This window comes from Bifidobacterium dentium JCM 1195 = DSM 20436 (assembly GCF_001042595.1).
Lineage (GTDB): Bacteria > Actinomycetota > Actinomycetes > Actinomycetales > Bifidobacteriaceae > Bifidobacterium > Bifidobacterium dentium.
Map to the genome: position 1 here is coordinate 2,366,024 of NZ_AP012326.1, position 19,865 is coordinate 2,385,888.

Annotated in this window: 9 protein-coding genes and 3 rRNA genes; 2 read left to right on the forward strand and 10 right to left on the reverse strand. The window is 60.1% G+C overall.

The genetic code is table 11. From position 1 onward, the window contains the following. Positions 1 to 255: 255 nt before the first annotated feature. The 3 genes from rrf to BBDE_RS09935 form a co-directional block, all read right to left on the reverse strand. A 5S ribosomal RNA gene (gene rrf, locus BBDE_RS09925) occupies positions 256 to 372 on the reverse strand. Between the two features lie 217 nt (positions 373 to 589). Continuing rightward, positions 590 to 3,667: ribosomal RNA gene (locus BBDE_RS09930) — 23S ribosomal RNA — on the reverse strand. A 445-nt stretch (positions 3,668 to 4,112) separates the two neighbouring features. Beyond that, positions 4,113 to 5,643 (reverse strand): 16S ribosomal RNA (locus BBDE_RS09935). The 16S, 23S and 5S rRNA genes sit together here, the layout of an rRNA operon. Before the next feature lie 782 nt (positions 5,644 to 6,425). On the opposite strand from BBDE_RS09935, the gene BBDE_RS09940 reads away from it, so the two are divergent. Together BBDE_RS09940 and BBDE_RS09945 are read left to right on the forward strand one after the other, a co-directional pair. Continuing rightward, entirely contained in the window at positions 6,426 to 7,751 is a 1,326-nt protein-coding gene (locus BBDE_RS09940; protein WP_171843651.1) for an ABC transporter permease, read from the forward strand. Further along, complete coding sequence (locus tag BBDE_RS09945) at positions 7,748 to 8,857, forward strand: ATP-binding cassette domain-containing protein (protein ID WP_003838403.1); 1,110 nt, start codon at positions 7,748 to 7,750, stop codon at positions 8,855 to 8,857. The genes BBDE_RS09940 and BBDE_RS09945 overlap by 4 nt, the downstream gene beginning before the upstream one ends. A 187-nt stretch (positions 8,858 to 9,044) precedes the next feature. Here BBDE_RS09945 and BBDE_RS09950 read toward each other — a convergent pair whose 3' ends face one another. The 7 genes from BBDE_RS09950 to BBDE_RS09980 all read right to left on the reverse strand — a co-directional run bounded on the left by BBDE_RS09950 (position 9,045) and on the right by BBDE_RS09980 (position 19,638). Next, entirely contained in the window at positions 9,045 to 9,890 is an 846-nt protein-coding gene (locus BBDE_RS09950; protein ID WP_003838401.1) for an HD domain-containing protein, read from the reverse strand. 139 nt (positions 9,891 to 10,029) lie between these two features. Beyond that, the gene (locus tag BBDE_RS09955; RefSeq protein ID WP_033489326.1) at positions 10,030 to 10,938 is read right to left on the reverse strand and encodes a class II glutamine amidotransferase; all 909 of its coding nucleotides are present in this window, start codon (positions 10,936 to 10,938) and stop codon (positions 10,030 to 10,032) included. Between the two features lie 107 nt (positions 10,939 to 11,045). Then, the gene (locus BBDE_RS09960) at positions 11,046 to 13,223 is read right to left on the reverse strand and encodes a KUP/HAK/KT family potassium transporter (protein WP_003838396.1); all 2,178 of its coding nucleotides are present in this window, start codon (positions 13,221 to 13,223) and stop codon (positions 11,046 to 11,048) included. Positions 13,224 to 13,387: 164 nt separating this feature from the next. Continuing rightward, entirely contained in the window at positions 13,388 to 14,344 is a 957-nt protein-coding gene (locus tag BBDE_RS09965; RefSeq protein ID WP_012902556.1) for a TatD family hydrolase, read from the reverse strand. 10 nt (positions 14,345 to 14,354) lie between these two features. Continuing rightward, entirely contained in the window at positions 14,355 to 15,911 is a 1,557-nt protein-coding gene (locus BBDE_RS09970; RefSeq protein ID WP_003838389.1) for an MFS transporter, read from the reverse strand. 24 nt (positions 15,912 to 15,935) lie between these two features. Next, positions 15,936 to 18,257, reverse strand: coding sequence for an alpha-L-arabinofuranosidase C-terminal domain-containing protein (locus BBDE_RS09975; protein WP_003838388.1), 2,322 nt, complete (start codon positions 18,255 to 18,257; stop codon positions 15,936 to 15,938). A 16-nt stretch (positions 18,258 to 18,273) separates the two neighbouring features. Then, positions 18,274 to 19,638 carry a glycoside hydrolase family 27 protein gene (locus BBDE_RS09980; protein WP_003838386.1) on the reverse strand — a complete coding sequence of 455 codons (1,365 nt, stop codon included), beginning with the start codon at positions 19,636 to 19,638 and terminating at the stop codon, positions 18,274 to 18,276. Positions 19,639 to 19,865 lie beyond the last annotated feature (227 nt).

The window sequence follows — 19,865 nt, forward strand, 5'->3', positions numbered from 1 at the left end:
TCGGCAGATAGCCGATAGCCAGACATTGGATTTGTGGACGCGCCGACGTGGAATTCCTGCCTGGGCCTCGGGAAAGCACAATCAGACCGCGTTGTGATAAAAGCCGCAGAAGACCCCGATGACCGACGACAGGAGAACGCGAAAAAGAATCTTCCCGGGGCGGCCAGTCCGTCCAAGGGGATCCCGTCAGGAACGGGATAAAAAAGGTGGGGTTTCCCGGAGCGTCGGCTCCACGGGAAACCCCGACAAGAACGTTTGCGGCGGCGTGTTACTCTCCCACACCCTGCCGGGTGCAGTACCATCACCGTGCCAGGCCTTAGCTTCCGGGTTCGGAAAGGGACCGGGCGTCACACCTGGGCCATGGCCACCGCAAAAACCACCATCAACGGCCCGGACCCCCAAACGGGGACCCCGACCGGCCAAAAGGAAAACCACCCACGCGCCGCCACCGGCGCGTGCCGTGACGGTCCGGGAACCGGACAGCGGACGCGAACACCGTTTCGTGACCACAGGAACAACGCTCCTTGTCGCCAACAATCCCGCAGCAGCAAAGACGCGGACCCACCCCCACACAAGAGGGGAATGGGCTGCTATGTCGCCGTCGCCCGTTAGTACCGGTCGGCTCCACCCCTCGCGGGGCTTCCACCTCCGGCCTATCAAACACGTGTTCCACATGCGGGCTTCAGGACCCCGAAGGGCCCAAGGAATCCTAATCTCGGAGCAGGCTTCCCGCTTAGATGCTTTCAGCGGTTATCCCTCCCGAACGTAGCCAACCGGCCGTGCCGCTGGCGCGACAACCGGCATACCAGAGGTTCGTCCACCCAGGTCCTCTCGTACTATGGGCAGGCCTCCCCAGGATTCCAACGAGCGCAGAGGATAGAGACCAAACTGTCTCACGACGTTCTGAACCCAGCTCGCGTGCCGCTTTAATCGGCGAACAGCCGAACCCTTGGGACCTGCTCCAGCCCCAGGATGCGACGAGCCGACATCGAGGTGCCAAACCATCCCGTCGATATGGACTCTTGGGAATGATCAGCCTGTTATCCCCGGGGTACCTTTTATCCGTTGAGCGATGCCGCGCCCGTGCGCCGGCACCGGATCACTATCTCCGACTTTCGTCCCTGCTCGGACCGCCGTCCTCGCAGTCAAGCCCGCTTGTGCGATTGCACTCGACACCCGATTGCCAACCGGGCTGAGCGGACCTTTGAGCGCCTCCGTTACTCTTTGGGAGGCAACCGCCCCAGTTAAACTACCCGCCAGGCACTGTCCCTGAACGGGATGACCGTTCGAGGTGAGACGTCAAACGAGAACAGAGCGGTATTTCACCTTGCGGCTCCGCGCGGGCTGGCGCCCGCGCCTCGAAGCCTCCCGCCTATGCTACACAATCCGCGACTGACGCCAATACCAAGGTATAGTAAAGGTCCCGGGGTCTTTTCGTCCTTCTGCGCTTAACGAGCATCTTTACTCGTACTGCAATTTCGCCGAGCTCCTGGTCGAGACAGCGGGGAAGTCGTTACGCCATTCGTGCAGGTCGGAACTTACCCGACAAGGAATTTCGCTACCTTAGGATGGTTATAGTTACCACCGCCGTTTACCGGGGCTTGAATTCACCGCTTCACCCCCGAAGGGGCTGACGGATCCTCTTAACCTTCCGGCACCGGGCAGGCGTCAGTGCATATACAGCGGCTTACGCCTTCGCATGCACCTGTGTTTTTGGTAAACAGTCGCTACCCCCTGGTCTGTGCCACCCCCACACGCTCCCGGAGCATGTCCGTTCACCCGCGGGGGTCTCCCTTATGCCGAAGGCACGGGAGCGGTTTGCCGAGTTCCTTGACCAGGATTCGCTCGATCGCCTTGGTATTCTCTACCTGACCACCAGTGTCGGTTTGGGGTACGGGCGGCAACGCGCCTGACGCCGGGGCTTTTCTCGACGGCCTGGACCACCGGATATCGAGCCGAAACGGCTCCCATCATCGCACCTCGCCATACACGCCGCACGGATTTGCCTATGCGACTGGCTGCGTGCTTGACCACGGAAAACCACCTCCGCGGCCGGCTCCCATTCCGTGTCACCCCTGCGCTCACCTACCACGGCTACGCTCCCAACGCCACGCGCCGGACCCCACCCGAAGGAGGGGAACGGCCCGCGACGGAGGTTAGTACTCACCGCCTCGGTCCTGTCGGTTCGCTGCCGGTACGGGAATATCCACCCGTTCATCCATTCGACTACGCCTGTCGGCCTCGCCTTAGGACCCGACTCACCCGGGGACGACGAACGTGGCCCCGGAACCCTTGGTCATCCGGCGGACGGGATCCTCACCCGTCTCTCGCTACTCATGTCTGCATTCTCACTCCCGCAAAGTCCACGGCCGGCTCACGCCGCCGCTTCGCCCCTTGCAGGACGCTCTCCTACCCGGCGCGCATACACGCGCCGCCGCGTCTTCGGTGGTGTGCTTGAGCCCCGCTACATTGTCGGCGCGGGACCACTAGACCAGTGAGCTGTTACGCACTCTTTCAAGGATGGCTGCTTCTGAGCCAACCTCCTGGCTGTCTATGCGGCCCCACATCCTTTCCCACTTAGCACACGCTTGGGGACCTTGGACGACGGTCTGGGCTGTCTCCCTCTCGACGACGGAGCTTATCCCCCGCCGACTCACTGCCGGCATACACATCAACGGTATTCGGAGTTCGGCTGCTGTTGGTACCCCACAAGGGCCCGCAAGCATCCGGTAGCTCTACCCCCGCGATGCAATAAGCCGACGCTGCACCTAAATGCATTTCGGAGAGAACCAGCTATCACGGAATTTGATTGGCCTTTCACCCCTAGCCCCAGGTCATCCCCCCGGTTTTCAACCCAGGTGGGTTCGGTCCTCCACGCGGTCTTACCCGCGCTTCAACCTGCCCAGGGCTAGATCATCCCGCTTCGGGTCCAGGACACGCGACTCTAAAACGCCCTGTTCGGACTCGCCTTCGCTACGGCTGCCCCACGACGGGTTAGCCTCGCCACGCATCACTGACTCGCAGACTCATTTTTCGATAGGCACGCCGTCACCCCGCAAGGAGGCTCCGACGGATCGTAGGCGCACGGTTTCAGGAACTCTTTCACTCCCCTCCCGGGGTGCTTTTCACCTTTCCCTCACGGTACTGGTACGCTATCGGTCAGACAGGTATGCTTAGACTTACACCACGGTCGGTGCGGATTCACGCGGGATTCCACGAGGCCCGCGCTACTTGGGACACGCGATCGGAAGACGGCAAGCGTCCAGGTACGGGGCTGGCACCCTCTGCGGCCAGGCCTTCAAGCCTGTTCCCCTGGCAAGCCGTTTTATGACTCCCGCCCGGTCCGTCGGAACCGGGACACGCGCTCCCTCAACACCGCGCACGCAACCCCCGACGGGTATCACGCGCACGCGGTTTGGTCTGATCCGCTTTCGCTCGCCACTACTCACGGAGTATCCCTTCCTGCAGGTACTGAGATGTTTCACTTCCCTGCGTACCCCCCGCAGAAGCCTGCGGTGCCGGCCCATGACGGCCGGCGGGTTGCCCCATTCGGAAATCCTCGGATCGAAGCCATGCTGGAGGCTCCCCGAGGCTTATCGCATCCTCAAACGTCCTTCGTCGGTACTGTCTGCCAAGGCATCCACCATGCGCCCTTGCGGGCGACACAGCCAACGGCCGTGCCATCCCGCGGCTTTCCTGATAGCAAGATTGCCAGACGACAAATCATCGCACTGTTCAAATGATCACAAAACGATCGATCTCGAAACCAAACTCAAAAAGAAGAGTTTGGCGAAATCGCGATAAGCAAAGGGAAACACCATGTTTCCCTTGCTCGCGTCCACTATCCAGTTCTCAAACCGCCACGCGCCACACGTTCCGCCACGCGTCCAACGGACGCCGGCCACCCCGCATGGGCATCGAACCGCACCACAATCCAAGACTGTGGGGTGGCGGTCCGGGAACCCAAAAGCACACCCATACCACTCCCGGACGGGACAGGCCCGTCCAAGCCAACGATCTCTTCCACACCAGCATCCCCACACGGGCCGTGGAACCGTTCCACGCGCATGGGGCACACACCGGACACGAACCGCGTCCTGAACTCTCCGTAGAAAGGAGGTGATCCAGCCGCACCTTCCGGTACGGCTACCTTGTTACGACTTAGTCCCAATCACGAGCCTCACCTTAGACGGCTCCATCCCACAGAAGGGTTAGGCCACCGGCTTCGGGTGCTGCCCACTTTCATGACTTGACGGGCGGTGTGTACAAGGCCCGGGAACGCATTCACCGCGGCGTTGCTGATCCGCGATTACTAGCGACTCCGCCTTCATGGAGTCGGGTTGCAGACTCCAATCCGAACTGAGACCGGTTTTCAGGGATCCGCTCCATGTCGCCATGTCGCATCCCGCTGTACCGGCCATTGTAGCATGCGTGAAGCCCTGGACGTAAGGGGCATGATGATCTGACGTCATCCCCACCTTCCTCCGAGTTGACCCCGGCGGTCCCCCGTGAGTTCCCACCATGACGTGCTGGCAACACAGGGCGAGGGTTGCGCTCGTTGCGGGACTTAACCCAACATCTCACGACACGAGCTGACGACGACCATGCACCACCTGTGAACCCGCCCCGAAGGGAGGCCGTATCTCTACGGCCGTCGGGAACATGTCAAGCCCAGGTAAGGTTCTTCGCGTTGCATCGAATTAATCCGCATGCTCCGCCGCTTGTGCGGGCCCCCGTCAATTTCTTTGAGTTTTAGCCTTGCGGCCGTACTCCCCAGGCGGGATGCTTAACGCGTTAGCTCCGACACGGAACCCGTGGAACGGGCCCCACATCCAGCATCCACCGTTTACGGCGTGGACTACCAGGGTATCTAATCCTGTTCGCTCCCCACGCTTTCGCTCCTCAGCGTCAGTGACGGCCCAGAGACCTGCCTTCGCCATTGGTGTTCTTCCCGATATCTACACATTCCACCGTTACACCGGGAATTCCAGTCTCCCCTACCGCACTCCAGCCCGCCCGTACCCGGCGCAGACCCACCGTTAAGCGATGGGCTTTCACACCGGACGCGACGAACCGCCTACGAGCCCTTTACGCCCAATAATTCCGGATAACGCTTGCACCCTACGTATTACCGCGGCTGCTGGCACGTAGTTAGCCGGTGCTTATTCGAAGGGTACACTCACCCCGAAGGGCTTGCTCCCGATCAAAAGCGGTTTACAACCCGAAGGCCTCCATCCCGCACGCGGCGTCGCTGCATCAGGCTTGCGCCCATTGTGCAATATTCCCCACTGCTGCCTCCCGTAGGAGTCTGGGCCGTATCTCAGTCCCAATGTGGCCGGTCGCCCTCTCAGGCCGGCTACCCGTCGAAGCCATGGTGGGCCGTTACCCCGCCATCAAGCTGATAGGACGCGACCCCATCCCATACCGATGGAACCTTTCCCGGAAGGACATGCATCCAACCGGAGCATCCGGCATTACCACCCGTTTCCAGGAGCTATTCCGGTGTATGGGGCAGGTCGGTCACGCATTACTCACCCGTTCGCCACTCTCACCCGGAGGCGAACCCCCGGGATCCCGTTCGACTTGCATGTGTTAAGCACGCCGCCAGCGTTCATCCTGAGCCAGAATCGAACCCTCCACGAAAAAACCATGAAGAGAACCGAAAACGACTCTCACAAGAAAATTGACGATCGCCTTATAAGGAAAGGCGCATCGCACGAAAACCCCACCGTCCTTCAAGGCCTCCCGGCCACTCGCCGAAACACGGCGAGCCGACGATGGACTGGCAATCATTGACTATAAAGAAGTAGTACAGATACGCTCTTGAGTTCTCAAACCACCACCGCACCGCACGGGCCCCCGGCACCGGCCGGAAGGCGCCGCCGTCGGGCAGCAAGGAAGAAACTTACACGCATCCGCCCCCGCACGCAAATCCGCCCCGCACCACCACCCACACACCCAACACCACGGCGTGTCGCGGAGTTGCCATCCCGCTCTCAGCCACGCATCCTCACGGCGGCTTCCTCACCGAAGACGAACGGCAATACGTAAAAGACGATGCCGTGGCAACCATCCGATCGTGCAATCGCACAATCGTGACGACAACGACGGAACAACTGTCCAATCACATGAAAAGGGGGATGCGACACTACGCCTCATCCGGACCGACCACCTTGAACAGGCACCGCCGAAGGCCGGCATCAGCTGTGATCAGGCCTTCTCAAACTACGATTCTCAGGAAGTATTCAGACTTCATGCAGGGGTATAACAGTATTGCGCAAGAAAACATACACGTAGCATGACCATCATGTTAGTACGGGACGCAACGTGCGCTTTGAGTCTGCCTTGCTGAAGTGCGCGTCCCGGCCAACGTCGACGTCGGCATGCCGCCGGCGCAACAACACAGAGAACTGGAGAAGTACCGCATGTTCGTTCTCAAGAACGCATGGGCCGCGCTCGGACGCTGCAAGTGGCGTACGGCGCTTATCGCCCTCATAGCACTGCTGGTGTCGTTCTCGGCAGCCGTGGACCTGACGGTCCTACGCTCCGACGACACCGCCAATAATGAAACATATCAGTCGCAAAAGGCTTCGGCGGTGATTCGGCCAAACGCGCAAACCAAAGCCAAACGTGACGGTGCCGACTCCAGCTATACCGACAACTACCTGACTTGGGCCAAGTACAGCGAATACGCAACCGCCGTACAGAACAAAAGCCTGACCTTCGAATACACGCTTGCCACTTCGGTACCGGTGAGGCAGAGCAAGTCGCTGACTGCGATTTCGGCAAAAACCGACACCAGCGAAGACAAGACCGGCGGCAATCTGACGCTGCAGGCCTTCTACACTTTGGATGCGGCGAAACTCAACGAATACGGTACCTACAAGGTGACCGAAGGCAAGCATCTGAGCTATAAGACCCAGGGCGACGGCGCACTGATCTCTCAGGCATTGGCCAAAAAGAACAACCTCAAGGTCGGCGACACCATCACCGTCGGCAATCCGACCAACGCATCCGAAACCTACACGTTCACCGTTCGCGGCATCTACGAATACACCGGAGAGGCACCGTCCGGCTTCGGTTCCGACGCCAAATACGCCAAGGACAATCGCGAAAACGTGATCTATACCTCGTATCTCACATTCGCCAAGGACGGCCTGGACACCACGGATGCCACAGGTTGGGCCAAGCCGGACCTGAACATCATCTTCACGCTGAGCAATCCGAGCGACTACAACACCTTCGGCAAGCTGGTGAAGAAGGCCAAGCTCGACACCAAGACGTATGAGATCACCTCACCGTCGCTGACCGCATACAAGCAATCCATCGCAAAGCTGGATTCCGCCGCCTCCACGGCACGTAAGGCGTTGCCGGCAACGCTGATCGGCGGTGGACTGGTGCTGCTTGCGCTGATTCTCTGGGCCGCAATCGCCGGCCGTCGAGACGAAATCGGCATGGCCATGGTGACGGGCGTATCCAAGGGACGTCTGGGATGGCAGTTCATGCTGGAAACCTTCATGATGACCGTTCCCGCTTGGGCGATCGGTTTGATTGCGGGCGCATTGCTCGCCAAACCACTGGGCACCGCTTGGGCAGGCGGTCATGCCGTGGCGATCACATCCGCTTCGGTATGGAACGTAATCTGGTGCGGCTTGGGCGCATGCCTGGTATTGGGCATCATCGCGCTGATTCGCGTACTGTGCTTCAACCTGAATCAACTGTTTGAAAACCGCTCGGAGGTGAAGGCATGAGCGACAAGGACAACGAACTCAACGAGAGGCCCGATGAAACCGTGACCGAAGCGGAAACGACCGAAGCGGTCGAAACGTCGGATGCAGCCGTCGAATCAACCACTGAGGCAGGCACCGACGCCACGACCGATGTCGATGCGGCATCCATCGATTTCGATGTCATCTATGATGACGATGAAGACGAAACCGACGCCGCGGCCGATACCGAATCCTCCGAAACCGTGGACGTACCGTCAGCAGCGGAGCAGAACGACGAGACGGCCGACGCTGACATCGTCAAAGACAATGCGAATCGTGTCAACGAGACGCTGGCGTTGCACAAGTCCGACGACATCGAATCACTGGATGCGCGTGCAACCGCGGCATCTGATTCCGCAACGAGCGTGTCTTCACGACTGAACCGTGAAATCAAGCGCACCAGGAAGAAGGACGCCTTCTTCCTGAAGTCGAATCCGACGTTCGCGCTCAACCATGTGACGGTGACGCACCGTAAGACGGGGCGTAACATTCTCGATGACCTGTCATTGGCGTTCCAAGCCGGTGCAACCCACGCCGTGCTGGTGGATGCCGAAGACAACGAACAGCATCAGGCGCTGCTCGCCACGATGGTGGGCATGATTCGTCCGGATCGCGGCAATGTGATGAACAAAAGCGCCAATCTGAACGAAGTGGAGCCGCTGGACGTGCTTGGGCATCGCATCGGCTTCATTCCGCAACGTTTCGCCGTGCGCGGTGAGCTCGACGCGGAAAGCAACATCCTCTATGCGATGGACGCTTCGAACCGCAATTTCCTCAAGCCGAAGCCGGTGATCGCGCGAGAGCTACTCAAACGAGTGGGATTCACCGAGGCGACCTCCGGACTGCCGATCGGTAAGCTGAGCGAACTCGATCAGCGCCGCGTGGCAATAGCGCGTGCCCTGTGCTGCGAAGCCGAGGTGATCGTCGCCGACGAGCCGACCGTCGGTCTGGATCGCGACGAAGCCGCCGAAGTGCTGGCGTTGCTGAGCAAGTTCAAGCGTGATGCGGATCGCAAACGCGCCATCATCGTGGTGACCGTCAATCCAGAGGTCGCCGATGCGATGGAGCATAGCGTAGAACTCGAGTAAACGCCTGTCCGGCCTTATATGGCGAACAGATATGGATAATCCCGGGTATGAGATGTTGAAAACCGTTGGGCGATCAACATCTCATACCCGGGATTATCCATATCGGATGCCTTGGTAACGCCGGATGGCCTCGCATCGGATGGCCTCAGCAAAAGACGAATCCGCCCCATGCGAGACGGATAGACGCCTATTCGACGACCCGCATGTGGTATTGAGCGGCCAGAGGCCTGACGTCCAGGATGCCATAGCGTTCGAGCAGATGCAGCCACTCACGCTTGTTGGCTTCACCGAAACGGGCGGCTTTGCGGGTGTAGGCCTCGGCGGTGAGGAATTTCGGCGGAATCGACTTGCTGTTGTACTTGTCGGCCACCATCACGACCTCTTGCTCGAGATTCATCGGCACATAGTCGTCCGGCGGAAGCGGAAGATTCTGTGCGACTACGGCTTCCTTGGTGAGGCCGACGCCGGTATGGTTGCGAGCGAACTGGGCGATGGATTCGTCCACGCCCTCATTCAGCAGATATTCGTAGCCTTTCAGCCCATGCTGTACATAGTGCGGCCCGTCGAATTTGAGCGGTTCACCGTCGGAACCGTCCTGCTTGAGCAGAAAGTACGTGCCGATATCATGCAACAGGCCGCCAATCACCACCATATGCTCGTCGATCAGACGCGGCGGCACCATGCCACCGGTGATGCCGTCGGTTGGCGGCACGGCTGGAATGTGGAGCATACCGAACGATTCGGAGCCCGAGATGGCAGGGACGTCAGCACCCCCATCCGGTTTGGTGCCGCCGATCTCACCTGGCTCGTCGGAAGTCAGCGCCAAGCCAAAATCGCCGGTCTTCTCAGGCACATCCGCAGGCAGGGTGCATCGACGCATGAACAGGGCGTTCTGACGACGGGCCATGCGGCGGGCGATGTCGGCCACGACCACGCAATGACCATGAATCAGGTCATAGGCGGCCTGCGACTGCGCGATTTTCTTATGCAACTCATCCACTTGGGCGAGCGTAGGGATATATCCGGTTGTCATAGGGCTCATCTTAGCGTCCGAACGCTCAGCCGCTCCGATTACGCTACGAATCCAAATCGAAAGTCAGCCCCTGCACAAACCGGTCGGGAACCGGTCGGAGCCGAGCCGCATCGAGCGAACGGTCCGAAGACATTCCGCATCAGATGGAACGGATACGGAATTCACCGGTGCGATTGGAGGCGACAATCATCCGGTCGTTCTCAAGACGGGTCCAGCCGTCTTCAGCACGCTGTTCGAAACCGGAGCTGGCCACGACCACGCCCTTCAGCCGGGCAGCGGATTCGGCGGGGACGGCACCGCCACCGGGAACCTGGGTGTCCTCATCAAGCGCACGGTAACGCAGTACGCGGTAATCATGGGCCTGCTCGCCGCGACCGTACTGGTCGTAAATCTCGACGATGCGCTTGGAAGTGACCTCACGACCTGACGCGCACAAGGCGATGAACTGATCCTGGCTCTGAATCATGCAGTTGTAGCTTGACTTCGGATAGCTCTTGCGCAACTCACGTACGGCCTGGGCCACAGCCTCGTCAAGCGCGAAGCCAAAGCCGATGTATTGCAGGATCACGGCGAAGAAAATGGCCGAATCGGAACGGCCGCCGGTGGACTGCACGATGTTCGGGTCAACCGGGAAGGAACGGTTGGTGATGATGTTACGCCCCTGATCATCGGAGATGTCACCGTTGTGGATGAAGCTCAAGCCGTTGGCGTAGAACGGCTGCTGATTCTCGAGAATCAGCGGCAGATTCGAGCTGGCCAGACGCAGATGCCACAGGCCGCCTCGGGCCGGGGTGCCGGCAAGCTCGTCGAAAATCGAGTCATGACGGGCGGCAATCGTGTTCTTGTAGATCGCGGTACCGGTTTCCGGAGAAGGCGCGCCACCGTCACGACGGTACGGGGATTCCTCCGGAACGGTGACCAAGGCGGCTCCCCAGCCGTCATTATGCACCTCACTGAGATCACGGAATTCGCGTACGGCCTGCATGCCGAGCACACCATTGAGACTGGTGTTGCTGCCTGCGGTCGCGAATCCAAGTAATCTGCACATGGTTAGAACCATACCGACCTCACATTTCGACGCGCGTACACTGCTATCAGCATTCCTTATAGCGGGCGGAAATGCAACGAACCGCTACGGGCGGTGAAATGCGGCGGTCAGACGCGCTTGAGACGGGGAGGACGCTCGGTGGCGAGGAACAACGGCTGGATTTCGACCAGCGGATTATAGGGGGCGAGCCCGAACCATTTGACCGGAGACCCGGCCAACCGGCGAATCGCATACTTGATCTGCAAAGACACCGCGCCACGTTGCGACACCTTCGATTCGGGCATCAGCGCCTTATGAATCAGCACATAACGAATCGGGCCGATATTGACATCGGCGTCCAGCTTCGGATAACGGCTTTCCTGAGTCGGCAGATCACCCGATTTCAACATGTCGTTCATAATCTGATGAATGTAGGCCGGCAAGGACTGCGCAACCTTGAATCCCAGCCGGATACGCACCCGGAACAGAAAATCCGTACCGAAATTCTCAACCGAATATTCGCGGGTAAACGGCTCGTCGGCGGTTTCCACGGAAACGGCCCACCATGCACGGGCACGCTTCGGATGATCGGCGAAAATCGAGAAGAAGATGTCGGTATCGACACGTTTCGTTTCCGGATCGGATGTCAGATAGACGATGTTGTCGGCGAAATACGGCACGGTATCGTCGTCATGCAGCTGCCGCAGCACCGGCAGGCAGTCGGCGGGCTGCATGTGCCGGCGTTGCGTACGCTCCAGCTTCGTACCCTCGTTCCACGTATACATGATCGTCAGAATCGCCAGCGTGAGCAGCATGGTGAACCAACCGCCGCGCAGGAACTTTGCCATGGAAGCGAAGAAGAACATGAACTGGATGGCCAGAAACAGCACGGTGAACACGATGGCGCCGAACCGTCTGCCGGCATGCCAGATGTAGACGGCCAACAGAATCGTGGTGGTGATCATCGTGATGGTCAACGCCAGACCGTAGGCGGCTGAAATATGCTCGGAATCGCGGAAAATCGCCAACACGATCAGCGTAGCCGCACAAAGCACCCCATTGACGACCGGAATGTAGAGCTGGCCGCGCGTACGGGCCGGATAGCGCACCTGCAGATGGGGCATCCAGTTGAGGCGGGTGGCTTCCGACACCATGGTGTAGGCGCCGGTGATCAGGGCCTGCGAGGCGATCACGCCGGCAGCGACGGACAGTATCACGGCAATGTACCGTACGGACGGGGTCATCATCTCGAAGAACGGGTTCAGACCGTGCATGCGCCGGTAGGCGGAATCGTCCCAATGATCGAGCATCCACGCTCCCTGGCCGAAGTAGCACAGTACCAGTGCGATCTTGATGAACGGCCAAGTGCAGTAGATGTTGCCGCGGCCAACATGGCCCATGTCGGAATACAGCGCCTCGGCACCGGTGGTCGACAGGAACACGGTGCCCATCACGGCGATGCCGGCCACGTTGTGGTGGCTGAACAGGAAGCGGACGCCATACACCGGGTTGAGCGCGGCGAAAACGCTCCAGTCGTTGCTCAGATTCATGAGCCCCACGACGGCCAGGAACGAGAACCATATCATCACCACGGAGCCGAAAGTACGGCCTATGCGCTCGGTGCCGTGCGATTGCACGGAAAACAGCACCACGATGATCACGACGGTGATCATCAGCGTAAGTTCCTTGTTCTCCGTCATCACATGTTCCAGCGCAGGCAACGTTTCCAAGCCTTCCACGGCGGAACTGATCGATACCGCGGGAGTCAGCACGGAATCGGCGAGGAACGCCGCGCCACCGAGCATGGCGGGAATCGCAAGCCATGCACCGTATTTGCGAATCAGCGAATACAGCGCGAAAATGCCGCCTTCGCCCTTGTTGTCGATACGCATGGCGATCAGCACGTACTTGACGGTGGTGATGAGCGTGATCGACCAGAACACCAGCGACAGCACGCCGAGCACGGCTTCGCGATCGGCGTTGGCCAAGCCGCCCTGACCGTTGAGGAAGGTCTGCATGGTATACAGCGGCGAAGTGCCGATATCGCCATATACCACGCCAAGTGCGACCACTGCCATGGAAAAGGTGATTTTGTCGGGGCCGGACTGCAGTCTGCTCCACCAGCGGCCCAGACGGCCTCTACTGGCCGCCTCATCGAGCTTGGCGGCTTCCTGCTGCTTTTCCTCGTGCTGTTTGATGAGCTCCTGGCGCTCTTCTTTGGTCAGGACCTTGTGCGAGACCTTGGGCGCCTGCGTATAGGCCGCTGCGTGGAGCAACGGTTTCTCTTCGTCTGGCTCGTTCGCCATAACGCTTCCTCCAAGTGGCGGGCCTTCCAACCCACTCCCCAAAATAACACGCAAGGCGGCACACTAGGAGCGCCGTGGGCGGTTGTCAAATCCTCAGGCCCGATTCAGCCGTCGACAATCATGTTCGACGTGTGCTCAGCACCATGGCGGCTCTCTCAAAACCCTTAGATTCCATACACTTTGCGCGTAGTCTCACGAGTGGCGCGCGCAATTTCAGCCAATGGCTTATCAAGATAGTTGGCGAGCGCCTGCAGGGTGTACGGAATCATATATGGCGCGTTGGTGCGGCCACGATAGGGCATGGGGCTCAGGTAGGGCGCGTCCGTTTCGACCATGACGTGGTCAAGGCCGACGAGTTTGACCGATTCGCGGATGCCATCATTGCCTTTGTAGCTGGATGTGCCGGAAAGGCTCAGGTACCAGCCGTTTTCACGCGCGATCTCACCCATTTCGGCGTCGCCGGAGTAGCTGTGGAATACGGTGCGTTCCGGAGCGCCATCGGCGAGCAAGGTTTCGATGACCTCCTTGTGGGAATCGCGGTCGTGGATCTGCATGGGCAGTCCCAATTCCTTGGCGAGTGCGATATGTGCGCGGAAGGCCTCGCGTTGAAGTTCCTTGGCGGCTTCGCCGGTACGAAACAGGTCCATGCCGGTTTCGCCGATGGCGACCACCTGCTTCGGGTAGGTGACGGCGAGCCGGTGCACTTCGGCCATGGCGTCATCGAAATTGACGTCATGCCACGGTTTGTATTTGAGCGGCAGTCCGTCGGGGCCAGGTACGCCGCGGTGTCCATGGAGCACGGATTCGTTGGGGTGGATGGCGATGGCCGCATGCACGACATCGGGATGTTCGCGGGCCATGTCGATGGCGGTCATGAGGTTGGGCAGTTCGCAGCCGCAGTCGATGACACCTTCCACGCCGACCGCCTGTGCTTGGGACAGCAATTCGTCGACACTGTAGACGGGCACTTCGGGTTGGCCCTTTTCTGCGGCTTCATGGCTCATGGCTCGGGAGAAGGGCACGACGGAGGCCACATGCGTGTGATTGTCGATGACGTGCGCGTCGTCGGGAAGGGGCTGTGGGGCCGGGGCCCAGCTACGGTCGCGATGGTGTTTGCTCATAGGACCTAGATTAGTCCCACCAGCAGTCGTTGTAGTCGAGACCGGTAAGAAGTTCCACTGTGTTGCGGATCTCCGGTTTTACGTCGGTCTTGGCCCCGCCATGCTGCAGGCGGTGGATTTCCATGAGCAGCATGTTGTCGGTTTCCTTGCTGAGGCTCATGCGCTGCGATTCGACCCATCCGATGGTCATGGCGATGGCGAACCAGCCGAGCAGTATCGCGCCGATGCCGATGCGGGCTGACGCGGGTTGCGTATCGAGTCGGGAATCGAAGCCGGTGGCGGCCAGCACGAGGCCCGTGCCGATGGAGAGCAGGCCGCTGCACAGCTGGCGTACAAAGGTCTGTGCGCCAAGGAATGTGGCCGAACGATAACGTTTGGTGACGATTTGGTCCACGTCCGCTATATAGGGGAAGACCTGCCATGGCAGGTAGCCGCATAGCGATTTGAAGGAGAAGAACCAGACCGCTCCGATGATGGTGAACGCCGTCCATGCGGCGCGTGACATCGTGCCTGAAAGCATCCAGCTGGCAAACATCCAGGCCACGCCGATCAGGCATCCGGCGAAGTTGATGGCGTACAGCCTGCGTGGACCGATCCTGATGATCGCCCAGCCGAAGACCGGCATAAGCGGCAGTGAGATCACGGCGCAGGTGAGCAGCATCGAGGCGAACGCGGCCGTGACGCCCCAATCGTAGATCGCGAAGAACAGGAACAGCTGGCCGAAGATGTCCATTGACACCATCACCATGACGTAAACCGTGAGATGACGCCGAAATTCCGCGATACGCAGCGTGGAAGCGTATTCACGCAGCATGACGGACATGCGATGCAGCCAGACCTGCGTGACGTGACGGGCCGGACGGATAATCGGACCGGCGGCGATCGTGGCCGAGTCTCCATCGGAATCCTCATATATGCCGAACCCTGCCTGCCGTGGCGACATCTCCCACGTGGAACGCCAGCAGATGAAAACCGCCAAGGCGAACATGGAAGTGACCGCGAACGCAAATCCCATGTATCCGCCGGGATGGTCCTCCCCCACCGCCGAGAGCACGATGCCTCCAAGCAACGGGATCAACGTGCCGGACGCGGTGGAGAGGAACAGCCGTACGGTGGACAGCGTAGTGCGTTCGCTGAAATCGGCGGTCATCTCGCCGGGCAACGTGCTATACGATGTGCCGAACAGCTGCGCCAGCATGACCCACACCACGTACACCAGGCAGTACAGGAACGTCGGAAGTCCGGGAATCCACAGCAGGCAGCCCACAAGCACCGCCGGAGCCACGAAGGCGAGCACCAGGCGCCGGCGGCCGAACCGCCTGCCGATGCGGAACCGGTAGAGGTTGTCGCACAGCACGCCGAAACCGAGCGCGGCGAAAGCGCTCAGAATGGCGCTCATGCCGATCACGCTTTGCGTCAGGCCGATGTCCATGCCGCAGAAGCGATTCCAGAACAATGCCAGATAGGTGGCGACGAGCGCACCCTGCCCGCCGCCGTAAAGGTCTCCCATACCGTAGCCGATGGCCGATATGGCAGTGACCTTGCGTGGTTGATGCGATTCCTGCATGGATACCGCCCGTTGCCTATGCCGTCATTTGATGGTGATGATGCTGAACGACCAGGCGGGCGCGAGATATGCGCCGTCCGTCAGATCGACGGCGGCTTCGACCGGTTTGGTCGGCGATGCCTTGCCGATGTCGCCGGCATACGGATCGTCACCTTCCAACACCGTGGCCGTCGCGGCGGCGCTCTCAGCGGGAATGCCGAGTTCGGCGAGAATCTGACTGATGTCGAACATCGCCGGTTCGGACATCGCGTTGACGATACGCAGATAGGTCTCGCCTTCGCCCTCGTTCCGTGCGACGGTAACGGTGCGCCTCGGCTCGTCCCGGACCTCTTCCCCGCAGGCGATGGGTTCTCCATCGATGTACAGCTTCATGGACTGTCCGCGGTCGGAGATCTCGATATGCACCTGCCATGTGGTGCCTGGTCGCACCTCGTTCATGGAGACTTCGGTACCGGCGAGCGCGTAGCCGGTACCGTCGCGTACCACCTGTACGCTGTGGCCGCGGCCGAGGGAGACGATGTTGTGATTCTTGCCGTCGACGTCGCCGCTGATCAGTTGCATGCCCCAGCGGCCTTCGTAGTAGACGACGGTGGCGTCGATGGAGTAGTCGTCCGCGCTGAGATCGAGACCGGTGTCGATGCGGCGGGCGTCGTAGTGTACGTCGCCGAGTTCGATCCGCTTGCCGGAAGCCGTGGTGACGGTCAGATCCTTCAGATCGGCTTTGGCGTTGCCGTCGATGAGTAGCCTCACCGTGTTCGGCAGGTCACGGCGCAGCGTGGTGGGTCCTTCGACCGCGACCGGCCATGCCGTGTCGGCCGTGGTGGTGGCGTACATCCGCTGCACCCAGTAGCTGTATGGCAGGTAGACGCGTTCGTTGTCGAAGTAGATCAGGTCCGGATTCCAGCTGTGATGTCCGTTTTTGGCGAACAGCGGGGCGTAGGAGGACATGACCACCGCGTCGCCGTTCAATTCCATGCGTCCCATGAATGCCGCCTCGGACAGGCCGTTGATCAGCTGTGTGTTCCAGGATCCGTATTCCCCGAGATAGATTTTCGGGCCTCTGCGGTCCGCGTCGTCGTAATGGTCGAGGTTGTGGAACCACCAGCTGGATGACTGGTAGGAGTGTTCGTCGACGATCGGTACGCCGGCCTCGCGCGCGTATTTCCAGCCTTCCTCATAGTCCTGACCGCTTGGGGCCGGCCCGACGGTGCCAACGACGACGATGTCGGGATATGCGGCCTTGATCGCGTCGAAGATCTGCTGGAAACGATTCTTGAACACCGGGTCGATGAGGTCTTCGTTGCCGATGCCGAGGTATTCGAGGCCGAATGGCTCGGGATGTCCCATGGCGGCGCGCTTTGCGCCCCATTCGGTGGTGACGTCGCCGTTGCAGAATTCGATGAGGTGCAGCACTTCATCAATGTAGGACGGCATGTCTTTCTGCGCGATCGGCACCGGTCCTTGGCTGGTGTTCTGGCAGCTCACGCCGGCGGGCAGTACCGGCAACGGCTTTGCGCCGATGGTTTCGCACAGGCACAGGTATTCGTAGTAGCCGATGCGGAATGACTGGTGGTAGCCCCATAGGTTGAAGTTATGCGGGCGATGCTCCACTTCGCCGATGGTGCGGTCCCAGTGGTACATGTTGTCCATGCCGAGACCGTGCGTGATGCAACCGCCCGGGAATCTCATGAATCGCGGATGCAGGTCGGCGAGCGCCTCCACCAGGTCGGGGCGGAAGTGTTTGAGACCCTGGTAGGTGGTGCGTGGTTCGAGCGTGACGAAGTCAAGGTCGATGGTGCCCGGTTGGGTGAATGTCAGGCGTAGCGTGCCCTGCGTGGCGGCTCCCGAGGCGACGAGGGACGTTTCGATCCTGTTCCAGACGGTGTTGTCGATGGTGACGGAAGTTTCAGCGAGCACGTTGCCGTCATCGCCAAGCAGAGCGATGGTGACGGGCATGGAGGCGCCAGCTTCGACGCGCATCCAGGCAGAGCAGTCATAGGTTTCGCCGGTGCGGAAGACCATGCCGTCCCAGCCGACGTTTTCCAACGCGACGGGTGCCTGCTCAACTTCGATTGAGGCGTAATGCGGGTTTTCGCATGCCACCGGATCGTCGGTCAGTACGTCGAAGGCGGCGAATGAGCCTTCCGGCACGACTTTGCGCCAGAAACTGTAGTTGCTCCAGTCGGCGGCATCGGCGCGATTGTATTCGAAAGCGCCATTCTGTACGAGGTCGGCGTTCAGGCCGCCGTCGCCGGAGTAGCTGATGTCTTCGAAGAAAATGCCCCACAGGTCGGTGCTGATGTTGCGTACGCCTGCCTTGTTCAGGATTGCGGTGAGCTTGTCCATGTTCTTGTTCCTTTTCTCAGAGGGGACGGATGGCGAACCAGAGTGCGCCGTGGGCAGGGATGGTCCCGCGGATCACGCGGTCTTCCCCCTCGCCTTCGATGCGTATGTCGGATGGGGTTCCGGGAGCGTCTGCCCACAGGTCGGCAAGTGTCCAGTCGCGATTCCGGTCGGCGATGCCGACGAAGCTTTGCAGTTGGATGTTGCCTTTGAGCTCATAGGGTTCGTCGCCGGTCCAGAAGATCGCTCCATAATGGCTGCCCGGATGTGCGCAAGGCGTGCCGTCGGCCCATTTGACCGCGTCGGCGGTCCATACGATGAGGTCGCCGATATAGCTGTCTTCGACGTTCCATTCGGAAAACAGCCGTTCGCGCACAATCTCACGGTTGTTGGCGGAACCGGCCGTCACTTCACGCAATGCGGGATTGGTGAGCAGTGCAATCGTGTCATCATCGCTGGTAGGCAGATCGCCGCCGACCATCAATGGCGAACGGCCCATGCACCACAATGTCAGCAGCGTCTTCTGCTCATCGAGCGTCAGCCGTGACTGCCGGTCGTCGCCGCGTTCGGCACGCAATCCGATATGACCGAGCGGCAGCATGTCGGCATCGGCCCAATGGCCGGTCCGTTGCAGCGGTGCCCAACGTGCCAGGCGAGGGAATTGCTGGAAAATGTCTTCCCACCGATCCCACAGATCGTCGGAAATGCGCCACATCTGCGCAACGTCTCGCAGAAAATCGACATGCGTGCTGGCCACCCAACCGCCCGGCGACAGCGAGAGCGTGATCCGGCGGCCATACCGCTTTTCCGCCTTCGCGATGGCATTATGGTAGGCCTCGATCTCTTCCGGGAAGAATGGCGTCTGCATGTCATCGACCTTCAGAAAATCCAAGCCCCATGAGGCGAACAGGTCGACTTGCGCGTCATACCAAGCCTGAGCGCCGGCATCACCACGCTTCAGACCGTAGTTGTCGTGGTTCCACACGCAGTTGTGCTCGGTGTCGGCGACATCCCGCGCGGTGAGATCGGTGTCTTTCACCGGCAGATTTTCGTGTACGGCCTGACGCGGAATGCCTCGCATCACATGCACGCCGAGTTTCAGACCAAGCTCATGCACCGCATCGGCGAGCGGGCCGAACCCTTTGCCTTCGGCGGAGCTCGGGAAACGACGTTCGTCGGGCAACTGCCGGCCGTATTCATCGATGCATAGTGGCGTACCGTCGGAATATCCGTGGGCGTGGGCGTTGGGATCGAACCAACCGGCGTCGATTACCAGCGTGTCCCAGCCGGCGGCCTTCAGATGTTCCGCCATGAATCGCGCGTTGGCGAGCACCTCGTCTTCGGTGATGGTGGTGCCGTAGGAATCCCAGCTGTTCCAGCCCATTGGTGGTCGCCAGGCCTTCAGCGATGTGTCAGGCAGTGTCGTCATCGAGCCGCTCCTTTGTTTGTCCGATCTGTGCGATCGCTCGGCATACGTTCCGTATTCCATGGTCGCAATCGTCGGTCCTTCCCGACAATCACTATATGTAACGGTACATATTCTAATAAGGTTTCAGCATCGCACAACTTGCGCAACCATTCGGTGAGTCTGCTGATTTTTCAGCATTTTTC

Excerpts from the sequence above, each read along its gene's own strand:
- BBDE_RS09945 (WP_003838403.1), top strand. The coding sequence starts at position 7,748 with ATGAGCGACAAGGACAACGAACTCAACGAGAGGCCCGATGAAACCGTG.
- BBDE_RS09975 (WP_003838388.1), bottom strand. The coding sequence starts at position 18,257 with ATGGACAAGCTCACCGCAATCCTGAACAAGGCAGGCGTACGCAACATC.
- BBDE_RS09980 (WP_003838386.1), bottom strand. The coding sequence starts at position 19,638 with ATGGGCTGGAACAGCTGGGATTCCTACGGCACCACCATCACCGAAGAC.
- BBDE_RS09960 (WP_003838396.1), bottom strand. The coding sequence starts at position 13,223 with ATGGCGAACGAGCCAGACGAAGAGAAACCGTTGCTCCACGCAGCGGCC.
- BBDE_RS09965 (WP_012902556.1), bottom strand. The coding sequence starts at position 14,344 with ATGAGCAAACACCATCGCGACCGTAGCTGGGCCCCGGCCCCACAGCCC.
- BBDE_RS09950 (WP_003838401.1), bottom strand. The coding sequence starts at position 9,890 with ATGACAACCGGATATATCCCTACGCTCGCCCAAGTGGATGAGTTGCAT.
- BBDE_RS09955 (WP_033489326.1), bottom strand. The coding sequence starts at position 10,938 with ATGTGCAGATTACTTGGATTCGCGACCGCAGGCAGCAACACCAGTCTC.
- BBDE_RS09940 (WP_171843651.1), top strand. The coding sequence starts at position 6,426 with ATGTTCGTTCTCAAGAACGCATGGGCCGCGCTCGGACGCTGCAAGTGG.
- BBDE_RS09970 (WP_003838389.1), bottom strand. The coding sequence starts at position 15,911 with ATGCAGGAATCGCATCAACCACGCAAGGTCACTGCCATATCGGCCATC.